16 protein-coding genes are annotated in these 19,300 nt (G+C 65.8%); 5 read left to right on the forward strand and 11 right to left on the reverse strand.

The annotated features are described in order from the left end of the window. Nucleotides 1–126: 126 nt before the first annotated feature. Nucleotides 127–936: a class A beta-lactamase gene (bla, locus tag E1956_RS27510; RefSeq protein WP_232072027.1), complete on the forward strand. Its 810-nt coding sequence runs from the start codon at nt 127–129 to the stop codon at nt 934–936. Then, on the forward strand, nt 936–2,096 hold the full coding sequence (locus tag E1956_RS27515; RefSeq protein ID WP_134755187.1) for an acyltransferase family protein: 1,161 nt from the start codon (nt 936–938) through the stop codon (nt 2,094–2,096). Before bla ends, E1956_RS27515 begins: the two co-directional genes overlap by 1 nt. On the opposite strand, the gene E1956_RS27520 is transcribed toward E1956_RS27515, so the two are convergent. From E1956_RS27520 to E1956_RS27550, 7 genes are all read right to left on the reverse strand, one after another. Continuing rightward, the gene (locus tag E1956_RS27520) at nt 2,085–3,419 is read right to left on the reverse strand and encodes an amidohydrolase family protein (protein WP_418789338.1); all 1,335 of its coding nucleotides are present in this window, start codon (nt 3,417–3,419) and stop codon (nt 2,085–2,087) included. The two genes, E1956_RS27515 and E1956_RS27520, sit on opposite strands and share 12 nt — an antisense overlap. Before the next feature lie 110 nt (nt 3,420–3,529). Further along, on the reverse strand, nt 3,530–4,891 hold the full coding sequence (locus tag E1956_RS27525; protein ID WP_134755192.1) for a nucleobase:cation symporter-2 family protein: 1,362 nt from the start codon (nt 4,889–4,891) through the stop codon (nt 3,530–3,532). A 123-nt stretch (nt 4,892–5,014) separates the two neighbouring features. Beyond that, on the reverse strand, nt 5,015–6,139 hold the full coding sequence (locus E1956_RS27530; protein ID WP_134755194.1) for a CobW family GTP-binding protein: 1,125 nt from the start codon (nt 6,137–6,139) through the stop codon (nt 5,015–5,017). 63 nt (nt 6,140–6,202) lie between these two features. Further along, nucleotides 6,203–6,793 carry a UbiX family flavin prenyltransferase gene (locus tag E1956_RS27535; RefSeq protein WP_134757837.1) on the reverse strand — a complete coding sequence of 197 codons (591 nt, stop codon included), beginning with the start codon at nt 6,791–6,793 and terminating at the stop codon, nt 6,203–6,205. Between the two features lie 5 nt (nt 6,794–6,798). Further along, a complete protein-coding gene (locus tag E1956_RS27540) occupies nt 6,799–8,193 on the reverse strand; it encodes a UbiD family decarboxylase (RefSeq protein ID WP_134755196.1) in 1,395 nt (464 codons plus the stop codon). Nucleotides 8,194–8,285: 92 nt separating this feature from the next. Beyond that, nucleotides 8,286–9,191 (reverse strand): amidohydrolase family protein, encoded by a 906-nt coding sequence (locus E1956_RS27545; RefSeq protein ID WP_134755198.1) that lies wholly within the window; start codon nt 9,189–9,191, stop codon nt 8,286–8,288. 49 nt (nt 9,192–9,240) lie between these two features. Beyond that, nucleotides 9,241–10,143, reverse strand: a complete 903-nt coding sequence (locus tag E1956_RS27550) for an amidohydrolase family protein (protein WP_028222882.1) — start codon at nt 10,141–10,143, stop codon at nt 9,241–9,243. A 276-nt stretch (nt 10,144–10,419) separates the two neighbouring features. Here E1956_RS27550 and E1956_RS27555 point away from each other — a divergent pair, with 276 nt between their 5' ends. Further along, nucleotides 10,420–11,352 (forward strand): LysR substrate-binding domain-containing protein, encoded by a 933-nt coding sequence (locus E1956_RS27555; RefSeq protein ID WP_134755200.1) that lies wholly within the window; start codon nt 10,420–10,422, stop codon nt 11,350–11,352. Nucleotides 11,353–12,161: 809 nt separating this feature from the next. Here the strand turns inward: E1956_RS27555 and E1956_RS27560 are convergent. Further along, nucleotides 12,162–13,052: a LysR substrate-binding domain-containing protein gene (locus E1956_RS27560; protein ID WP_134755202.1), complete on the reverse strand. Its 891-nt coding sequence runs from the start codon at nt 13,050–13,052 to the stop codon at nt 12,162–12,164. Between the two features lie 129 nt (nt 13,053–13,181). Here E1956_RS27560 and E1956_RS27565 point away from each other — a divergent pair, with 129 nt between their 5' ends. Together E1956_RS27565 and E1956_RS27570 are read left to right on the forward strand one after the other, a co-directional pair. Further along, the gene (locus tag E1956_RS27565; protein WP_134755204.1) at nt 13,182–13,691 is read left to right on the forward strand and encodes a (2Fe-2S)-binding protein; all 510 of its coding nucleotides are present in this window, start codon (nt 13,182–13,184) and stop codon (nt 13,689–13,691) included. Further along, a complete protein-coding gene (locus E1956_RS27570; protein ID WP_134755206.1) occupies nt 13,692–15,953 on the forward strand; it encodes a xanthine dehydrogenase family protein molybdopterin-binding subunit in 2,262 nt (753 codons plus the stop codon). It abuts the gene before it with no gap. Between the two features lie 43 nt (nt 15,954–15,996). Here E1956_RS27570 and E1956_RS27575 read toward each other — a convergent pair whose 3' ends face one another. The 3 genes from E1956_RS27575 to E1956_RS27585 all read right to left on the reverse strand — a co-directional run bounded on the left by E1956_RS27575 (nt 15,997) and on the right by E1956_RS27585 (nt 19,283). Next, on the reverse strand, nt 15,997–17,121 hold the full coding sequence (locus E1956_RS27575; protein WP_134755209.1) for a TQO small subunit DoxD: 1,125 nt from the start codon (nt 17,119–17,121) through the stop codon (nt 15,997–15,999). 65 nt (nt 17,122–17,186) lie between these two features. Continuing rightward, on the reverse strand, nt 17,187–18,191 hold the full coding sequence (locus E1956_RS27580) for a LysR substrate-binding domain-containing protein (protein WP_134755211.1): 1,005 nt from the start codon (nt 18,189–18,191) through the stop codon (nt 17,187–17,189). A 78-nt stretch (nt 18,192–18,269) separates the two neighbouring features. Further along, the gene (locus E1956_RS27585) at nt 18,270–19,283 is read right to left on the reverse strand and encodes a substrate-binding domain-containing protein (RefSeq protein WP_418789317.1); all 1,014 of its coding nucleotides are present in this window, start codon (nt 19,281–19,283) and stop codon (nt 18,270–18,272) included. Nucleotides 19,284–19,300 lie beyond the last annotated feature (17 nt).

Consider the following 19,300-nt stretch of genomic DNA (forward strand, 5'->3'; position numbering starts at 1 on the left):
CAGAGGCCCCAAACAAACGCCAGAAAACGCCAGAAAAACGTCAAAGAAATCGTGCCGATCTCCAGAACGCGCCGCAACCTGACTCTCGGATTTCCCCTTCTGCTGGGCATGGCTGGCATGAGCGCCATGAGCCGCCCGGCACGCGCAGCCGAATCGCCCTTTGCCGACCTCGAGCGCCGCAACGGCGGCCGCCTCGGCGTGTTCGCCATCGACACCGGATCGGGCCGCACGCTGGCCTGGCGCGCCGATGAGCGCTTTCTCATGTGCAGCACCTTCAAGGGTTTGCTCGCGGCGCAGATCCTCGCGCGCATCGATGCCGGGCAAGAGCACGCGGAGCGGCAGGTGCGCTATACGGAGCAGGACCTGATCTTCACGTCGCCGGTGACCAAGGCCCATGTCGCGCACGGCGCGATGACGGTGGGCGCGCTGTGCCAGGCGGCCGTGGAGGTGAGCGACAACACCGCGGCCATCCTCCTCATGCGCAGCGCGGGCGGCCCGCAGGGCCTCACGCAATTCGTGCGCGGTCTTGGCGACAGCGTGACCCTTTCCGATCGCTACGAGCCCCACTCGAACCAGTACAGCGGCGCGCTCGACACCACGACGCCGCGCGCCATCGCGCAATCGGCCCGCAAGATCCTGCTTGGCAACGTGCTGAGCGCGCAGTCGCGCCAGCAGCTAGAAGACTGGATGATTGCGTCGACGCCGGGGCGCGCGCGTATTCGGGCCGCCTTGCCCGCCGACTGGCGCGCGGGTGACCGGCCCGGCACGAGCGTCGAGCGCGAAACGAACGACTACGCGATCGTGCGCCCGCCAGGCCGCGCGCCGCTCGTCGTCGCGGCGTACTACGACGCGCCGGGCCTCGATATGGCGCGCCGCGAGGACGTCTTGCGCGATGCCGGAGTCGAGTTCGTGAAGTGGGCGAGCACGAGCGCGTGATGCAGCACGTACAGCAGGGACAGCGCAATGCGCGGATCGATCTGCTGCGCGGCGTCTCGATCCTTCTGGTGCTGTTTCATCACTTCAACATTGCCTACCGCCTGAACGACACGAGCCTTGCGGCGCTATTCGGCTGGGACGCCGTGCACGCGGTCGCCCGCAACGGCAATTACGGCGTGACGATGTTCTTCGTGATCTCGGGATTTTTGATCACGTCGAATGCCGAGCGGCGTTGGTCCTCCATCGAACACGTGAATTGCCGCGCGTTCTATGCGATGCGATTCGCGCGCATCGCGCCTTGCCTGCTCTTGCTGCTCGCCCTCGTCAATCTGTTTGCCGCGATGGGCGTGGCGATCTTCCAGAACCGCGCCCCGGCTGGCGTGGCCGTTTCGTTCTGGAGCGTGAATCTCGCCTCGCTCACGTTCTGGATGAATGTGCTGATCGGCAAATTCGGCTGGGTGAACTATGCGCTCGGCGTGCTGTGGTCGCTCTCGGTCGAGGAAGTGTTTTATCTGTCGTTTCCTGTCCTCTGTGTCGTGCTGCGCCGCGAATCGCGGCTGTTCGTGTTGCTTGCCGTCATGGTCGCCTTGGGGCCGTGGTATCGCTTCACGCATCAGGACGACGAAGGCGGCTTCCTCTACGCGTATTTCGCGTGCTTCGACGGCATCGCGATCGGCTGCGCCACGGCGCTGATCGCAAAGCGCGTCGCGCTGGGCGGGCGCGTGGCCGCATGGTTACAAGTGCTCGTTGTCGGCGCGATGGCCTGGCTCTATCTCTATCGGCCGATTGGCGAGACGCACGTTTTCGGCGTCACCGCGATGGCGCTCGGTACGGCTGTCCTGCTGCTGGCTGCGAACCAGTGGCAGGGCGCGCCAGTGGGGCGTCGATGGGCGAAGGGCATCGAATGGTTCGGATGCCTGAGCTACGAGCTTTATCTGTTTCATCTCGTGGTGCTCGGCTGGCTGCGCACGGCATGGCCGCCGCAAGGGGCAGCGGGCGACGGCAAGCTGCTGCTGCTTGCCGGCTTCCTGGCGCTGTCTGCCGTGCTGAGTGCGACCGTGGCGTGGTGCTATGCCGAGCCGCTCAATCGCTGGCTGCGCAGGCGGCTGTACGCGGCGCCGGCGATTCCGCGCACCGCCGCCGAGCGCTCACTCCAGTAGTTCCCTGACACCTTCCGCAGCGGCACGGCGCAGCGCCTCCAGATCAAGGCCGGGAATCTCGCCGTCCTCCACTACTACGCGCCCATTGACGATGTTGTAGCGCACGCGCACCGGCTCGCCCGCCGCAACGGGCGCGACCGCGAGGTCGTGGAAGCCGTCGAAGCGCAGCGCGTTGAGGTCGTAGAGCACGAGGTCGGCGGCCTGGCCGGGCGCGAGCGTGCCTACGTCACCGAGGCCCAGCACGCGCGCGCCGCCGGCCGTGCCCCAATGGATGACTTCTTCGACCGTAGTGGCCGCGGCGCCATGCGCGGCCCGATGCACGAGCCACGCGAAGTTCGCCTCGTGGGTCATGCTGCCCGATTCGTTGGACGCCACGCCGTCGACGGCCAGCGAAACGGGCACGCCCGCATCGGCCATGCGCGGCGCGGGCGCGATGCCGCTGCCGAGGCGCGCGTTGCTGACCGGGCAATGCGCGCAGCCCGTGCCGGTCTCGGCCAGCATCGCGATCTCCGAAGGTTCGAGATGCACGAGATGCGCGAACCAGACGTCGGGGCCGAGCCAGCCGTGGTCGGCCACGAACTCCACCGGCAGCTTGCCAAAGCGCTCGCGGCAGAAGTCGACATAGCGCGTGGTTTCCGAGAGGTGCGTATGCAGCCGCAGCCCGAGGCCACGTGCGGCGCGCGCCAGCTCCGGCAGCAGTTCGGGCGGCAGGGAGAATGTCGGCGTGGTGGGCGCGACCACCACGCGCCGCATCGAGGCGGCGCCGCCGTCGTGATAGCGCGCCTTGAGGCGCTCGATGTCGGCGAGCATCTGGTCGAGCGTCTCCGGCTCGAGCGCCGTCTTCGAGAAGCCCGGATGATCGCCCGCGGCTTGCAGCGCGCCGCCACGGCACAGCACGAAGCGCAAGCCGAATGCGGCGGCTTCCTCGAACAGCAGATCGCCGGTCTCGACGCTGCCGTGCGCGTGGTACAGATAGTGATGATCGGCGCACGTCGTCACGCCCGAAAGCAGCATTTCCGCGAGGCCGAGCCGCGCCGCCGTGCGTGCGAGCTCGGGCGTGAAGCGCGCGAGACGCGGATACGGCACGGCGGCGAGCCAGTCCTGCAGATCGGCATTGATGCCGGAAGGCACGGCCTTGAGCAGGTTCTGGAACAGGTGATGGTGCGTGTTGACCCACCCCGGATAGACGACGCAGTCGCGCGCATCGATCACGCGCTCGTTGGGCCGGGGCGCGAGATTGGGGGCGATCGACTCGATCCGGCCGTTCGCGATCCGCAGATCGACCTGGCCGAGGCGCGCTTGCTCACCCGCGCGCCCGCTCATGACGGCGGCGGGATTGCGGATCAGTATCGATTGGGTTGGCTCGTTCACGATCAGGCATCCTCAATAATTTCGATGAAGGGAAATGCGGGTGAATCTCGAACCGGCGCGCGTCAGTCGCGCGCCATCGTCGCGCAGGCCGCGTCGGCGTGATCCTCCTGAACGCGCTCGGCGGGACGCACGCCGTTCAGCACCGCGTTGAGCACGACCGAAACGAGGCACGCGAGCACGACGCCGCTATGGAGGAAGGGCTGCGTCCACGCGGGCATATGCCCGAACACCTGAGGCGCCATGACCGGGATCAGCGCCGTTGCAATCGTGAAGCCCACGATCAGCACGTTGTAGCGGTTGCCTTCGAAATCGACTTTCGCGAGCGTCTGCACGCCGGCCGCGACCACCACGCCGAACATCGCGATACCGGCGCCGCCGAGCGCGGCCGAAGGCGTCGCGGCCACGATGGCGCCGAACTTGGGCACGAGCGCCACGGCGCACATCAGCACGCCGCTCACCGCGACGATCCAGCGGCTGCGCACGCCGGTGAGGATCACGAGTCCCACGTTCTCCATGAACGCGATGAACGGGAACGCGGCGAACATGCCGGCAATCGCGCTGGCCACGCCGTTGGCGCGCAGGCCGCGCACGACGTCTTCCTCGCTCACCTCCTTGTCGACGATGTCGCCGATCGCCACGAACAGGCCCATCGATTCGACCATCTGCACGATCATCACGACCGCCATGGTGGCGATGGCCACGATCGAGAACACCGGCGTGCCGAAGTAGAACGGCACGGGCAGCGTGAACCAGGGCGTGGCGGCGACGTTGGTGTAATGGCCCATGCCGAGCGCGATGGCGAGCCCGGTGCCCACGACGAGCCCGATCAGCACCGAGAGATTGCGCACGAACGGTGTGCCGAAGCGGTTGACGCCGAGAATCACGGCTGCGACGAGCAGCGTGACGCCGAGAAACGGCAGCGAGCCGAAGTCGTGCCTGGCGACGTCGCCGCCGCCCACCCATTGATACGCGACCGGAAAGAGCTGCAGCCCGATCACGGTGACGATGCAGCCGGTCACGACGGGCGGGAAGAAGCGGCGCAGCCGGCCGACGAGCGGCGCAGCGAACGCCGTGAACACGCCCGCGCCAATTACCGCGCCGCACACGCCCGTGAAGCCGATGCCCGGCGTGAGGCCGATGGCGATCACCGGCCCGACGCTGCTGAACGCGACGCCCTGCAGGATCGGCAGCCGCACGCCGAGCTTCCAGACGCCCACGGTTTGAAAGATCGTCGAGATGCCGGAGCAGAACAGCGCGGTGCTTATGAGGACCGTGGTGTCCGCGGGCGACATCTTGAGCGCCGAGGCGACGATCAACGGCACGGCGATCGCGCCGATATAGGCCACCAGCATGTGTTGCATGCCGAGCGTGAGCATCTGGCGCCAGGGCAGGACCCGATCGACGGGGTGTGAGGCAGTGTTCATGACGTGTCTCCTGATTATCGTGTCCGGCCGGTGCTGTGCCGGCCGGTTACTTCGGACTTCTATTCAGGCATCTGTTCAAGGCTGCGTTGGGTTTCTGACTCTGCTACGTGCTCGCTGGCGTATTCACACCTCGACTGGCGTGGCCAGGCACGCGTGGAAGCCCGCGGTCAACGCGGCGCGGTCGAGATCGCGGCCAATGAAGACGATGCGCGAGGTGCGCGGCTCGCTGCCCCACGCTTGCGCGGCGCTCAGCTCGATCACGCCGTGCACGCCTTGCAGCACGTAGCGCTGCGCGCGGTCTTGCACCGCGAGAATGCCTTTCATGCGGAAGAGGTTCGTGGCGTTATGCTCGCGCAAGGTGGCCAGCCAGCCTTCGAGCACGTCGAGATCGACTTCCGCTTCGACTTCGATGCCGACCGAGGAAACCGTCTCGTCGTGGCGGTGGTCGTCGTGCGCATGGAGCGCATCGCCGTCATGCCCATCGTGCTCCTCGTGCTCCTCGTGCCCATCGTGATCATGCTCGTGCGCGTCGTGGCTTTCGTGCCCGTGATCGTCGGCATGCAGACCGTCGCTTTCCACGAGAATCTGCGCAAAGTCGCTCGCACCCACGCCCAGAATCTTGCCCAGATCGATCTGCGCATAGCTCGACGTGACGATGCCTGCGGTCTCGTTCAGGCTGCGCAGGCGCTGCGTGAGCGCATCCACGGCGGCCTCGTCCACGAGATCGACCTTGTTGATGACGATGCGGTCCGCGCAGACGATCTGGTCGACGGCCTGGTTGTCGCTGCCGTCGAGCACGAGGTCGTCCAGATGCGCGCCAATATGTTTCGCGTCGACCATCGTCACCACCGCGTCGAGCGCGACCTGCTTCGCGATCGGATCGTCGAGGAAGAAGGTTTGCGCGACCGGATACGGGTCGGCAAGCCCGCTCGTCTCCACGATGATGTGGTCGAGCCGCTCGGGGCGCTCGACCAGCATGCGCACGATGCGCACGAGATCCTCGCGCACCGCACCCACGCAGCAGACGCAGCCGTTGGTCATCTCGTAGATCTCCTCGGTGGATTCGAGCACTAGGCCGCCGTCGATGCCGATCTCGCCGAACTCGTTTTCGATCACCGCGATCTTGCGGCCATGCTTCTCGCGCAGGATGTAGTTGAGCAGCGTGGTCTTGCCCGCGCCGAGGAAGCCGGTCAGCACGGTGACCGGAATCTTTTCCACGTCGTGATGGGTCGTGTGAATGTGCGTCATGGTGCGTCTCCGTTTAGCGTGATGAACGTGATGAATGCGATTAGGCCAGGATCAGGGTCGGGTTCAGGCGCTCGCCAGGGCGGGCTCCTTCCAGCGGTGCACGGTGCGGCTGTCGAGGTCGAACAGGTCGAGCACGCGTCCGAGCGTATGCGCGACCATCTCGTCGAGCGTGGCGGGCTGCGCGTAGAACGCGGGCACCGGCGGCGCGACGATCGCGCCCATCTCGGTCACGGCGGCCATATTGCGCAAATGCGTGAGCGTGTAGGGCGTTTCGCGCGCGAGCAGCACGAGGCGGCGGCGCTCCTTGAGCGTGACGTCGGCGGCGCGCGCGATGAGCCCCGAGGAGAGACCCGTGGCGATCTCCGCGAGCGACTTCATCGAGCAGGGCGCCACGATCATGCCCAGCGTGCGAAACGAGCCGCTCGAGATGGGCGCGGCGAGGTCGTCGCAGCGGTAGAGCGCGCTCGCGAGCGCGGCCACATCGGCGAGCTTGTAGTCGGTCTCGTGCGCCATCGTCAGCAGCGCGCCGCGCGAGACGATCGCGTGCGTTTCGATCTCGAGCTCACGCAAGAGCGCGAGCAGGCGCATGCCGTAGACGAAGCCCGAGGCCCCGCTGATGCCCACTACGATGCGTCGCGTGCCGGCCGTGCCCATGGTGCTCATCGTGCCGCTCCCGCGAGGTTCGCGACGAGCTGCTCCGCGCGCCGCATCGCGTCGTCGCTCACGCGCGCGCGCACGCCGTCGAAGCGCGAGCCGCGCGTGGCGTCGATGCCCATGCGCGAGGTAGTGCCGTCCGATGCCGACGACGGATCGAGCGCGCTGCCCGGCAGGCCGTCGACGACGAACAGGTCGCGGTGCGGCTGGAAATGCGTGGCGATGGCCCAGAGGACCTGGGCGTCGTCCGTGATGTCGACGTCGGCGTCCACGGCAACGACGTTCTTCAGATACGGGTCCCAGCCGAGCAGCGCGAGCATGACCTGGCGGGCCTCGCCGTCGCGCGACTGGTTCAGCGCGACGTAGCAGTGAAAGTGCGTGCCCGAATTCGGGTAATGAATCGCGGTCACGGCCGGAAAGCGCGCCTTGAGCTTTTCGCTCATCTCGGCTTCGCGCGGCAGCCGCGCGAGCGTGAGGTGCTCCGCGTAAGGTCCGCCGACCACGTCGATGAGCCAGGCGTCGTCGCGGCGCAGCATCGTCTCCACGCGCAGCACGTTATTGGTCGAGCGGTCCGACGAATAGCCGGTGAATTCGCCGAACGGGCCTTCTTCGGCATGCTCGTTCGCGTCGATCGTGCCTTCGAGCACGAACTCGGCGGCGGCCGGCACGCCAATGCCATAGCGCGGCGTGCGCACGAGCTCGAGTGGCGCGCCGAAGAGGCCGCCCGCGAGGGCGCGCTCGTCCGCGCCATAGGGCAGGCGCGCGGCGGCGGCGAGCATGAAGAGCGGATGCGCGCCGATCACCATCGCGACCTTGAGCGTATCGCCGCGTGCCTGCGCCGTTTGCAGCATGCGCCAGAGATGGCCGCGCGAATGCAGGCTCGTCGCAAGCGCGTTCCTCGCATGCGGCATCGAGCGGTGGTAGCTCATGTTGGCGACGCCCGTCACCGGGTCTTCGGCCACGATGACGGCGTTCGTGACATAGGGGCCGCGATCGGTCTCGAAGTGGCGGATCATTGGCACCGTGGCGAGATCGACGGCGTCGCCTTCCGTCACGTTATCGAGGATGGGGCCGTGCGAGACGATGCGCGGCGCGAGCGGCGCATTCGCGCGCCGCTGCCAGGCATCGAAGAGTTCAGTGGGCGCGACGCCGAAGAGGCGCCCGATGCGCGTGCGCGAGGCAAACACATTGGTCACGAGCGGCGTGGCGAGTCCTTCTACACGCTCGCAAAAGAGCATGTCATGGCGGCCGCGCGCGGCGAGCGCGACCACGAGCGCGGTCACGTCCTGGTCCGCGGACAGCGGCTGCGCCGGCACGAACACGTCGTCGGGATAGCGTTCGCGATAGGCTTGCGCGAAGCCGTGGAAGTCCTGGGTCGCGCAAAGAGAGCGGGCGGTCATGAGGCACTCCGTCGAGGGCGGGTCGAACCGCGCGGGCGGGCCGCGCGGTTCTCGCGTTGTTGCTACGTGTGTTACCAGGTACTAACGCGGTGTCACAGATAGGTGGACTTGAGCCGCTTTTCGGCCTCCGCGAGATCCTTCGGCGGCCGCGTGGTATCGATGCCTACGAGGCGGGCGATGTTGTTGCCCATGTAGTCCTCGAGCCCGTCCTCGTCCAGATCCATGCCTTGCGGCGCCGGCCCGCAGAGCATTTCCAGCTCGCGCAGCCACATGCCGGGCTCGTTGGGCGGCGAATCGGTGCCGAACACGATCTTGTTGCGCGGCAGCTCGCGTGCGAACTCGACGATGCGCGCCTGATAGCACCAGCCCGATTCGCAATAGACGTTGGGCGTGTCCATCGCCATCCAGAAGGCCTCGAACGAGTAGTTGCCACCCGTCTGGATTCCGAAATGTCCGATGATGAAATTGACCATCGGAAATTCGCGGATGATGGGGTAGAACATCGTCGGGATCGTGTACGGACCGTCGCCCGTGTGGATCAGCACGACGGTGTTGTACTTCGCGCAGACCTTCATGGCCGGGCGCAGCCAGTCGAGCGCGCGGTCGGGCCGGTAGCCGTGCATGTTCGCGTGCAGCTTCACCATCTTGAAGCCGTACTCGCGAATGTGAAACTCCAGCTCGGCGGCGCCGTTTTCCGGGCCCCAGCGCGGGTTGTAGGTGAAATTGCCGATGAAGCGGTCCGGGTACTTCTGCGTGAGCTCGGCGATATACGCCATATAGTCGCGAATGCCTTCGCGGCCGCGCCGGTTGCCGTCGCGATAGCCGGTGTTGCCGGGCGGCGGCTGGATGAAGCCCATGTCGATGCGGCGCGGCTTGCCGTTGATGATATAAGGGCCGTCCATCATCTTGAGCAGACGCTCGCCGGTGAAGGGCTCACCGGTGTGGCGCCAGGCTTCGTCGACGAGATTGGTCGGGTGCAGATGCGTATCGATGATCATGCGGTGCTCCGTGTTCGGAATGTCGGGGCGCGTGTTGATGTCGCTTCGCTCAGGCGGCGAGACGCGCCTGCGCTTCGGCCACGCTGCGGGGGGCGGGCGTGGGCTCGAGGCCGATCATGCGGGCGGTGTTGTTGCCCAGATAGTCTTCGAGCGTGTCCTCGTCGAGATTGAGACCTTGCGGCGGCTCGAAGCAGAGCACTTCGAGCAGGCGCAGCCACATGCCGGGCTCATTGGGCGGGGTATCGGAGCCGAACAGGATCTTGTGCTTGGGCAGCACCTTGGCGAACTCCACGATGCGCGACTGCAGGCACCAGCCCGACTCGCAATAGACGTTGGGCAGGTCCATGGCGAGCTGGAACGGCTCGAAGCAGTACACGCCACCGGTTTGCACACCGAAGTGGGCCATGATGAAGTTGACGGTGGGAAACTCCTTGATCATCGGCACCCACTCGGTGGGAATGCTGTACGGGCCGTCGCCGGTGTGCAGCTTGACGAGCACGCCGAGCTCGGCGCACTTTTGCAGCGCGGGGCGCAGCCAGTCGAGCGCGCGATCGGGGCGGTACGCGTGCATGTTGGCCTGGAACTGGACCATCTTGAAGCCGAGCTTGCGCACGTAATGGTCGATGGCGTTGACGCCGTTTTGCACGCCGCAGCGCGGGTTGTACACGAAGCAGCCGATGAAGCGGTCCGGGTACTTCTGCACCATCTCGACCGTGTAGGCCATATAGGCGTCGATCGATTCGGAGCCCGACTGCACGCCGTCGGTCCAGGTGTAGATGGTGTTGCCTTGCGGCGGCTGGATGAAGGCCTTGTCGACGCGGCGTGGCTTGCCATTGATGAGGAACGGGCCGTTCATGGTTTGAATGAGGCGCTCGCCCGTGAACGGGGGCCCGTCGTGGCGCCATGCGAGGTCGACGAGATTCGTCGGATAACAGCTGGTGTCGATGATCATGGACTCGATCTCCTTGAGAGGAACTGGTGAAGCCAGTTGCCGGGTCGCGGGCAGGCACGTCGCCGAACGCGGCCGAATCGACGGGATCCGGTCGGATCATGCGGCCCTTTGCAAGGCGCACAATGGAAACCATTGCTGCAATTGCGCCTTCCCCTCGCCGGCATCGAGTGACACCTACACGTGCACTGCTGCTTGCGACGCAGTTTCACAAGACACAAGGGCTCTGTACAATATTTTTTGCCCTCGATCTTGATACGTTTCCGATATGGACACCCCATGGATCTGCGTCTTTTGCGTTACTTCGCGGTGCTTGCCGACGAACTCCATTTCGGCCGCGCAGCCGCGCGGCTGCACATTTCGCAGCCTCCGCTGAGCCAGCAGATCCGCCTGCTCGAGGAGGAGTTGGGCACGGCGCTGTTCATTCGCTCGCAGCACCGGGTCGAGCTCACCGAGGCAGGGAAAACACTGAGCAAGCAGGTGCCGCTGATCTTCGCGCAGTTCGAGCGCGCGATCGATTTGACGCGTTGTGCGGGCCGTGGCGAGGTGGGGAATCTGGCGGTGGGGATCATCAGCTCGGCGATGGTGGCGCCTATACCGCGTGCGCTGCGCACGTTTGCGAGCCGGCATCCGCAGGTGCGCTGGACGCTGCATGAGATGACGCCTGCGGAGCAGATTGCGGCGTTAAAGGAGAAGCGGCTCGATGTCTGCTTCTTTCGGTTGTATCAGGATGATCCTGAGATTCGTAGCGAGGCGATCGGGCGGGATACGGCGATTGCGGCGCTGCCGACCGATCATCGGCTGGCGGGGCGGGAGGCCATTGCTTTGAGCGAGCTGGCGGACGAGCGGTTTATTTCGTTTGGGTTGCGGCAGTCGCAGCTAGCGCGGTTTTTGCAGGATGCTTGTGTTAGGGCGCAGTTTACGCCTCGTATCGAGTATGAGGTTGTTGAGGTGCATACGTTGCTATCGCTCGTTAGGGAAGGGATTGGGGTGGCGTTGGTGCCGGCCTCTGCGCGGCAGATTTCTACGGGGGGTGTCGCGTTTGTGAGGCTGGATGAGCCTGATCTTGAAGTGTCGCTACATGCGAGGTATCGTGCGGATGACACCTCGCCGGTGTTGCATGCCTTTCTCGATACCCTGCGGGAGGTGGCCGCTGATTTGCAGCGTGCCGGTGGCTCTGAGAGCGCTTTGAGCGCAACTAGCTCGCGCTAAGGGCTCGATTGAGATCGCGTTTGTTGGGGCTCTCAGAGCCTTTGGCCTTAACTTGGATTCGCGGCGGGCCGCAGGCGTTGCCCCTGTGCGGGGCGGCACCTACTTTTCTTTGCCGCGGCAAAGAAAAGTAGGCAAAAGAAAGCCGCTCAAACCGCCAGTGTGACGCAGTTCACCACTGCCCTGTATATCGGAGCGGCTCCGGAGCGTCTGCCATCACTTGCTACATGCCGGAGTGACTAAGGGCTCATTCATCCGGCGGCGCTACGCGCGCCGTGGGGCATAACCAAAAGCGGGGGATGTACGCGTTTTCGTAGGACTCCATCGTATTCAATCGGCGGACCGCCCATGAATTCGCCAGCCAGCATGCCCGTGCATTCACTAGTCAGCACCCCGATGCATTTACCGGAAGAACCTCAGCGCATTTTCCGATCAGCACTCCAGTGCATTTGCCGGTCCGCACCTTCGCGTACTTATCGGACGGCACCCCCAGCGCACTCGCCGGCCCGCCCGCCTGGTTTTCCTTGCAGACCCTTCCGCCCGCGCGTAGCGCGCGGCGGGAAGGATGAGCCCCTTGTCACTGAGGCGGAGTGTGCGGGAAGACGGATGCCCCGGAGCCGCTCCGATATACAGGGCAGTGGTGAACTGCGTCACACTGGCGGTGTGAGCCGCTTTCTTTTGCCTACTTTTCTTTGCGGCTGCAAAGAAAAGTAGGTGCCGCCCCGCACAGGGGCAACGCCTGCGGCCCGCCGCGAAAACAAGTTAAGGCCAACGCGGCAGCGCTCCCCACCAAAATATCGGGCAACCGCCAATCAGCCGAGCGTGAGAGCGGCCAGCTCGCGAATAGCCTCCACAATAGGCGCCACGAGCGCGGCCCTCTCTCGCGGCCAGACCGCATAGAGGTTGTAATGAGTGGGCAACTCGACCTCATTGAGCACCACAATGCGCCCATCGCGGCGCGCATCAGCCGCAAGCAACCCCCGCGCAAGTCCCGCACCTAACCCCGACCCAATTGCAGCCACTAGCCCGGCCGCATTATCCAGCACTACAACCGTATCGGGCTCCACGCCCGCCAAACCGGCTTCCTCCAACCAGGGAATCCACGACCGCTTCGTGTACCCGAGCAACGGCAGCCCCAACACCTGCTCAGGCGCGAGCGGCAGCGCCATCCCATGACGCTCGATCAACTCAGGCGCAGCCATAGCCGCCAACCGGTCATGGCAAACGAGCGCGCTATCCACCCCTTCCCATTCCCCATACCCATAGCGCAGCGCAAGATCGACATGCTCGAACGCAAAACGGTCATAACGCGGCGCAGAAAGCACAGTGAGCGACACGCCCTCGAGCGCGCCCACCAGCGCAGGCAAACGCGACGGAAACCATCCCTGCATGAGCTCGGGATCGACATCGAGCGTAATCGAAGGCCCGGCGGGCCGCCCCTTGACCGTCGAGATCGCACGGTCGATCTGCTCGAGCCCGTCCGAGAGCTGATTCGCGAACAGCGTGCCCGCGTCCGTGAGCGTCACACGGCCGCCCACGCGCGCGAACAGCGGCTGGCCAATGAAATCTTCGAGCGAGCGGATCTGCTGGCTGATCGCACTGTGCGTAAGGGAGAGCTGGCGCGCGGCGCTCGAAAAGCTGCCGACCCGCGCCGCCTGCAAAAAGGCCTGCATCGACTGGATCGAGGGGTAACGCTTGAGCATGTGTTAGTCCGGCTTACAGGGGTTCGACGAAATGATCGCTGGCAGGGCGCACCGCGGATTCCAATAATGCAGACGTGCCGAGGACGCGGTTTTGCCTGTCCAAAGCGGAAACAATACGGGAGACAGCGCGTGATTGCGATTGTGGTGAACGATACCCGGCATACGATCGACGATGTGCCGGACGACATGCCCCTGCTCTGGGTCCTGCGCGACCGCCTCAAGCTCACCGGCACGAAGTTCGGTTGCGGCAAGGGCCTGTGTGGCGCGTGCACCGTGCATCTGGAGGGCGAGGCGGTGCGCTCGTGCGTGCTGCCAGCGGTCGCGGTGGACGGCCGGCGCATCACGACCATCGAAGGTCTGTCGCGCGATGGGCGTCATCCGCTCCAGCTTGCGTGGATTGCCGAGGACGTGCCGCAATGCGGCTACTGCCAGTCGGGCCAGCTGATGCAGGCGGCGGCGCTGCTCGCGCACAATGGCGCCCCCGACGATGCCACGATCGTTTCGACGATGTCGGGCAATGTCTGCCGCTGCGGCACGTATGGGCGCATTCATCGCGCGATCAAACGCGCCGCCGCGCGCGACCCCGCACTGAACGCGGTCTCCACCGCCACGCCGGATCACGCCGGCAAGGAGGCCTGAATGCGCCACGATCGTTCGGCCGCTTCTCACGATTCCCACGGCGCGGCGCGCCGCCGTTTTCTGAAGCAGGGCTCCGCGCTGCTGGCTTCCGGTCTCGCGGTCGGGTTCATGCTGCCCGATGCCCATGCCACGGCCGCGAGTTCGCCGGGTTCTTCGGCCAGCGGCGATCCGCATCCGCAGCCCGGCGAGTTCGAGCCCAACGCGTGGGTGCGCGTGCTGCCCGACGATACGGTCAAGCTCGTCGTGCACAAGCACGATTCCGGCACGGGTACGCACACGGCGCTCGCGGCGGTGGTGGCCGAGGAGCTCGACGTCGATCCGTTTCGCGTGGAGGTCATCACGCCCGAGGATCCGTTCTTCCCGCAGTACATTCATCCGCTCTGGAAGGTGTTTTCGACGGGCGGCAGCACGAGCGTCGCGCTCGAATACGAGCGCTTGCGCCGCGCGGGCGCGACCGCGCGCGTGATGCTGGTCGAGGCCGCCGCCCAGCAGTGGGGCGTGCCGGCCTCGGCCTGCGCGACCGATAACGGCTATGTGACCCATGCCGCGAGCGCTCGGCGCGCGAGCTACGGTTCGCTCGCCACGCGCGCCGCGAAGCTGCCCGCTCCCAAGGACGTCGCGCTCAAGCCGCCAGGCCAGTTCAAATATGTGGGCAAGCTGCGCAAGAAGCGCGACGCCGCCCAGAAGACCAACGGCAGCTTTGCGTACAGCATCGACGTTTCGCTGCCCGGCATGCGCGTGGCCGTGGTCACGCGCGCGCCCATGATCGATGGCCGCGTGCGCAGTGTCGATGCGAAGGCGGCGCTAGCGATCCCCGGCGTGCGCGAGGTGCTGCAGATTCCCGCGCGCCCCGACGTGCTCGGCGGCAATCAGGCGGGCGTGGCCGTGCTCGCGGACGATTACTGGAGCGCCCATCGCGGCCAGGCCGCGCTGCATATCGAATGGGAAGACAGCCCCTTCGAGTCGTTCGACAGCAGCACGCTCGCGGCGCGGCAGGCCGCGTGGCTCGACGACCCCTCCGCGCGCGTGGTGCCGACGATCCAGGACGGCGACGCCAGCGTGGTCCATGCGTCCGGCTCAAAGACAATCGAGGGTTCGTACTCGATGCCTTACAAGGCCGCGAATCCGATGGAGCCGATCAACGTGACGGCCTGGGCCAGAAATGGCGGCATCGAATACTGGGGCGGGTTGCAGGTGCCCTCTACCGCGCTGGAGGCGGCGGAAGTCATCGGTAGTATTCCTGAGCATCGTGTGACGCTGCACGAGCTCGTTTCAGGCGGCAGCTTCGGCGCGCGCGAGTCGAAGTACTGGCTCTTCGAAGTCACGTGGCTCACGCTCAAGACCGGAAAGCCCGTCAAGCTGATGAACAGCCGCGAGGACGAGATGCGCGCGCTGTTCTATCACGCAGCGAGCCATCACCGTGCGCGGGCCGTGATCGATGCGCAGGGCCAGCTGGCCTCGCTGGAGCTGCGCGCGGTCGCGCCGGCTTCGCCCGAGCAGTGGGAGCCGGGCTACCTCGAACGCGCGGACCGCATGGACTACAGCACGACCGAAGCCATCACGAAGTGGGAGTTCGCCTATAGCGCGCCGCATCGCGACATCGGCTGGGTGCGCCACGAAACCGGCGTGCCGACGGGCTGGTATCGCGCCGTGAGCTACATCCCGAACGTGTTCGCCGTGGAGTCGATCATGGACGAGGCCGCGCACGGCGCGGGCCGCGATCCGCTGGAGTTCCGCGTCGCGCATATGCGCGAGCGGCCGCGCCACGTCGCGGTGCTGCGCGAAGCGGCGCAGCGGGCCGGCTGGGGGCAGGCGTTGCCGGCGGGCACGGCGCTCGGCATCTCGACCAACCAGGCCTACGACAGCTACATCGCCGTGATCGCGCGCGTCGCGCGCAAGGGCGACTCAGTCGTCGTCGAGAAGCTCACCTGCGTGGCCGATTGCGGTCTCGCGGTATCGCCCGCCGGCGTCGAGGAGCAGCTCTATGGCGGCCTGATGTGGGGCCTCGGCCATGCCACGCGCGATCGCATCGAGATCCGCAACGGCCGCGTGCAGCAGAGCAACTTCGACACCTACCCCGTGATCCGGATGAGCGATATGCCGGACATCGACATTCAAATCGTGCAGGGCGATGTGAGCAAGCCGGGTGGCGTCGGGGAGCTGGCGAGCCCTTCGGTGGCGCCAGCAATCGCCAATGCGGTGTTCCGCTTGACGGGCACGCGTTTGCGCGAGACGCCGTTCGATCTGCAAATGCACGCCTAGGGCCGCGCGCATTTCGCGGGGAAGCGAGTAACGGGTTCGCGGATCAATGCAGGCCGCTCGTCGTGGCTGGCGCCGCCGCGTTTTGCAGTGGCGCCGAAAAGCTCCGCCCGTCGACATCGGTCACTTGCAAGGTTTTCGCGCGGGCAAGCGGCGCCGCTGCGGAGGTGGGCGCGGGCAACGTGATGGTCGACTCGGCTCCCATGGCCGCACGCCAGCCGAACGACCCCGGACCGAACCGGTTATAGGCGTAGTCGTTCTCGAACGCGCTCTTCGGCATCATCGAGAGCGTGGCTGCGTCCCACTGCGCGACGGGGCTGCCGAGTGCATCCAGCAGCGCGGCTCTCACGACATGAACCGGGGCCTCGGGCGTGCCGGCATCCAGCGCGATGTGAAAGCGCACGCCCGCGTTCGGCAACAGCGCAGCATCGGTCAGTGTCAGGTGATGCACGGTCGGGCTGACCGGGCCGCTGTGGAAAGGCGACAGGACAGAGCCGCGGAAATAGCTATAGGTCCCAACAACGAACACGATCGTAAAGGACAGTACCGCCAGCGCGAGCTTGCGAAAGGCCGTATCGGACAGCGGCAACGCCGCGCAGCCAGAAGCCCAGCGAAACCCGGGGTTCGTTGCGCGTTGTGGTTTGCGGCGCAACAGGACGTTGTCGAGCGACCAGGCGCCGCCGCCGGCCAGCAGCAATGTCGCCCCCATCGCCAGATTGCAGGACGCCATGGTCCATTCGTCGATGCAGGTCGCGCCCTGCCAGCCGAACATCAGCATCAGCAGAACCGAGAAGCCCATCGACGCGAGCGCGGCGGCGCGCGTGAAGAGACCCAGGATCAGCAGAAGTCCGACGATCAGCTCCGCCGCGCTAAACAGGATCACCCCTGCATACAGCGCGTAGAAGTGATGGAGCAGGAAACTGATGACGTGTCCCATCCCCAGCAGCGCACCCGGCATGGCCGTCTGGAACTTGTTGGCCATCCAGTGGCCGGCATGCGGATCGAGCTTGCTCGGCGCATAGATGAAGCGGCGCGAGCCTCCGCCCCAATAAATGAAGCCCTGAATGATCCGCACTGGGGCGAGCGAGATGGCCGCAATGCGCCATGCGCGCTGGTCCCAGACACTCGCGGCGCGTTCGTGTTCAATCGGCTGCATGGTTATCGTATTCATGGAAACGTCTCCGAACAGGGGTTGGAATGTGACAGGAGGCGATGGACGCCCGCGCGCGAGTTTCGCTATCCGGCCTGTGCGGGCTTGCGCTCGAGCGCCGGGGCACGCGGCAATGGACGACGCAGCGGGGTCACGTTCTCGGGCCTCGTCATTTGCGCGATAGGCTCTGTCGCAATTAGCTGGCGGGCAGGGTCCTTCGGCGCGCCGGACGAGAGCAACTCAGCCAGCGCTTGCACACTGTGGCGAGGAACGGCGTCGCGTCTGAGCGCGATGCGCGCCTGCCGTGCCTGTGCTGCCGCAATGGGCAATGCGCGCAGGCCGTGGTCGCGCCGCGGATCGAAGGCGAGGTCGGCGATGATCCCGACGCCGAGCCCGAGACCGACACAGGCCTTCACCGTCTCCGCGTCGCAGGCACGCACGGCGACGTCGAGTTTCAGGCCGGTGGAGCTCAATAGCGCTCCCTGGCCGAACATTTCGTCTTCGACGACGAGCTTTTCCGCGGCAATCTCGGCGAACTCGACGCGTGGCCGCCTCGCCAGTGGATGGCTTGCCGCGAAAATGGCCATGGGGTTCAAGCTGGCACACGGGAAGCTCATCAGCAGGTCGTCGTCCGGCAAATCGGCCGTCGTCAAGGCGAGGTCCGCACTGCCATCGCGCGCCATCTCGATCGCCTGCGCGGGCGTGACCGGCATCACCGCAACCGCCATCTTCGGAAACCGCGAGCGCCAGTCGGCGATCGCCTGCGGGAGCCAGTAGCGTGCCAGCGTATGAGTCGTCGCAATGACCAGCTCGCCCTGATCCTGCATCGCGTAGTCGAGCCGCACACGCCTGAGTGCGTCCACCTCGCCCATGATTCGCTCGGCCGCTGCCACGACGAGCTTGCCTTGTGCGGTGACGGCGCGCAGCCGCTTGCCGTGGCGAGAGAAGATCTCGATGCCCAGTTCATCCTCGAGCTCGATGATGGCCTTTGAAATGCCCGGTTGGGACGTGTACAGAGACCTCGCGGCAGCCGTCAGATTGAGATTCTGGCGTACCGCCTCGCGTATGAAACGGAGTTGATGCAGGTTCACGAAGGGCTTCTCCGATGCAGTCGCGGCAAATCTGCCATGCGGGTGGGCGTACCGGGTAGCGCCCGCTGTCAAAGAGATTCAGCCGGGGTTGGCGCGGTACGCGTGGAACCCGTACTGTTCGAATATCGCGAGCGCGGCGGGCGAGCGGATGAATGCGAGCCACTGCTTCGCGGCCTCGGGATGCGGCGCATGCGCTGCAAGCGCGCCCGCATAGATCGCGGTCACGTTGTCCTGCGCGGGAATGCTCACATCTTCGATCGGGTGGCCCGCCTGTTCCTGAAATACCGCTTCGGACTGCCAGGTCATGCCGGCCTGAACCTTGCCCGACATGATCCATAGCGGCGTCTGCCGGTGATGGATATGGGTGAGCAGCGTCGATCCATCCGCGACCTTCGCACCGTAGACGGTGTTGACGAGCGCGCTTCCGCCCGCATGTTCGAGCGAAGCTTTGATCTGCCGCGCGACGCCTTCGAAGGCCGGGTTAGGCATGGCGAGCCGCAGGCCGGGCCTGGCCAGATCGGCCAGCCCGGCAATGTGCTCCGGATTCCCTTTCGCGACCATGATCGTCAGCGTGTTCGTGACATAGGGCACCGCGGGCGCAGTCAGCCGACCCGCCTGAATCTCCTTCTGCACGGCCTTGAGTCCCGCCAGGTACACGTCGGGCTTCGCAGTCCACGTCATGTTGCCAACGGTGATTGTGCCGTCAGCCTCCATTTGCTTCGCCAGCAGACCCGGTGGAATCGTCTCCCAGTAGACGCGCCCCTTGTATTGCGGATAACGTGTCTCGAACATCTTCACGAGCGGCGCCATGGCGAAAAAGTAGTTGCCGCCGACGTACAGCGAGAGCGCGGCGTGAAACGGGTCGCCGTGAAAGTCGGCCAGATTGTCGGCATCGGGTTCGGTGAAGTCGAGGCCGCGCTCCGTGCGATCGTTGTTGGCGCCGTGTTGCCATGGTGGAGAGAGGGCTTCGTTTTTTACCGCACCCGATGTGTCGTGCGTGGGCATGCTCTGCCCGTGGGCGAGCCCGAAGGCCATGACGCCAACGGTGCACGTGATGAGCGCGGAGCGCTTCATGTGCTTGGGGATCAACATCCTGTGGACTCCTGTGT

Source organism: Paraburkholderia pallida (assembly GCF_004524855.1).
Classification (GTDB): domain Bacteria; phylum Pseudomonadota; class Gammaproteobacteria; order Burkholderiales; family Burkholderiaceae; genus Paraburkholderia; species Paraburkholderia oxyphila.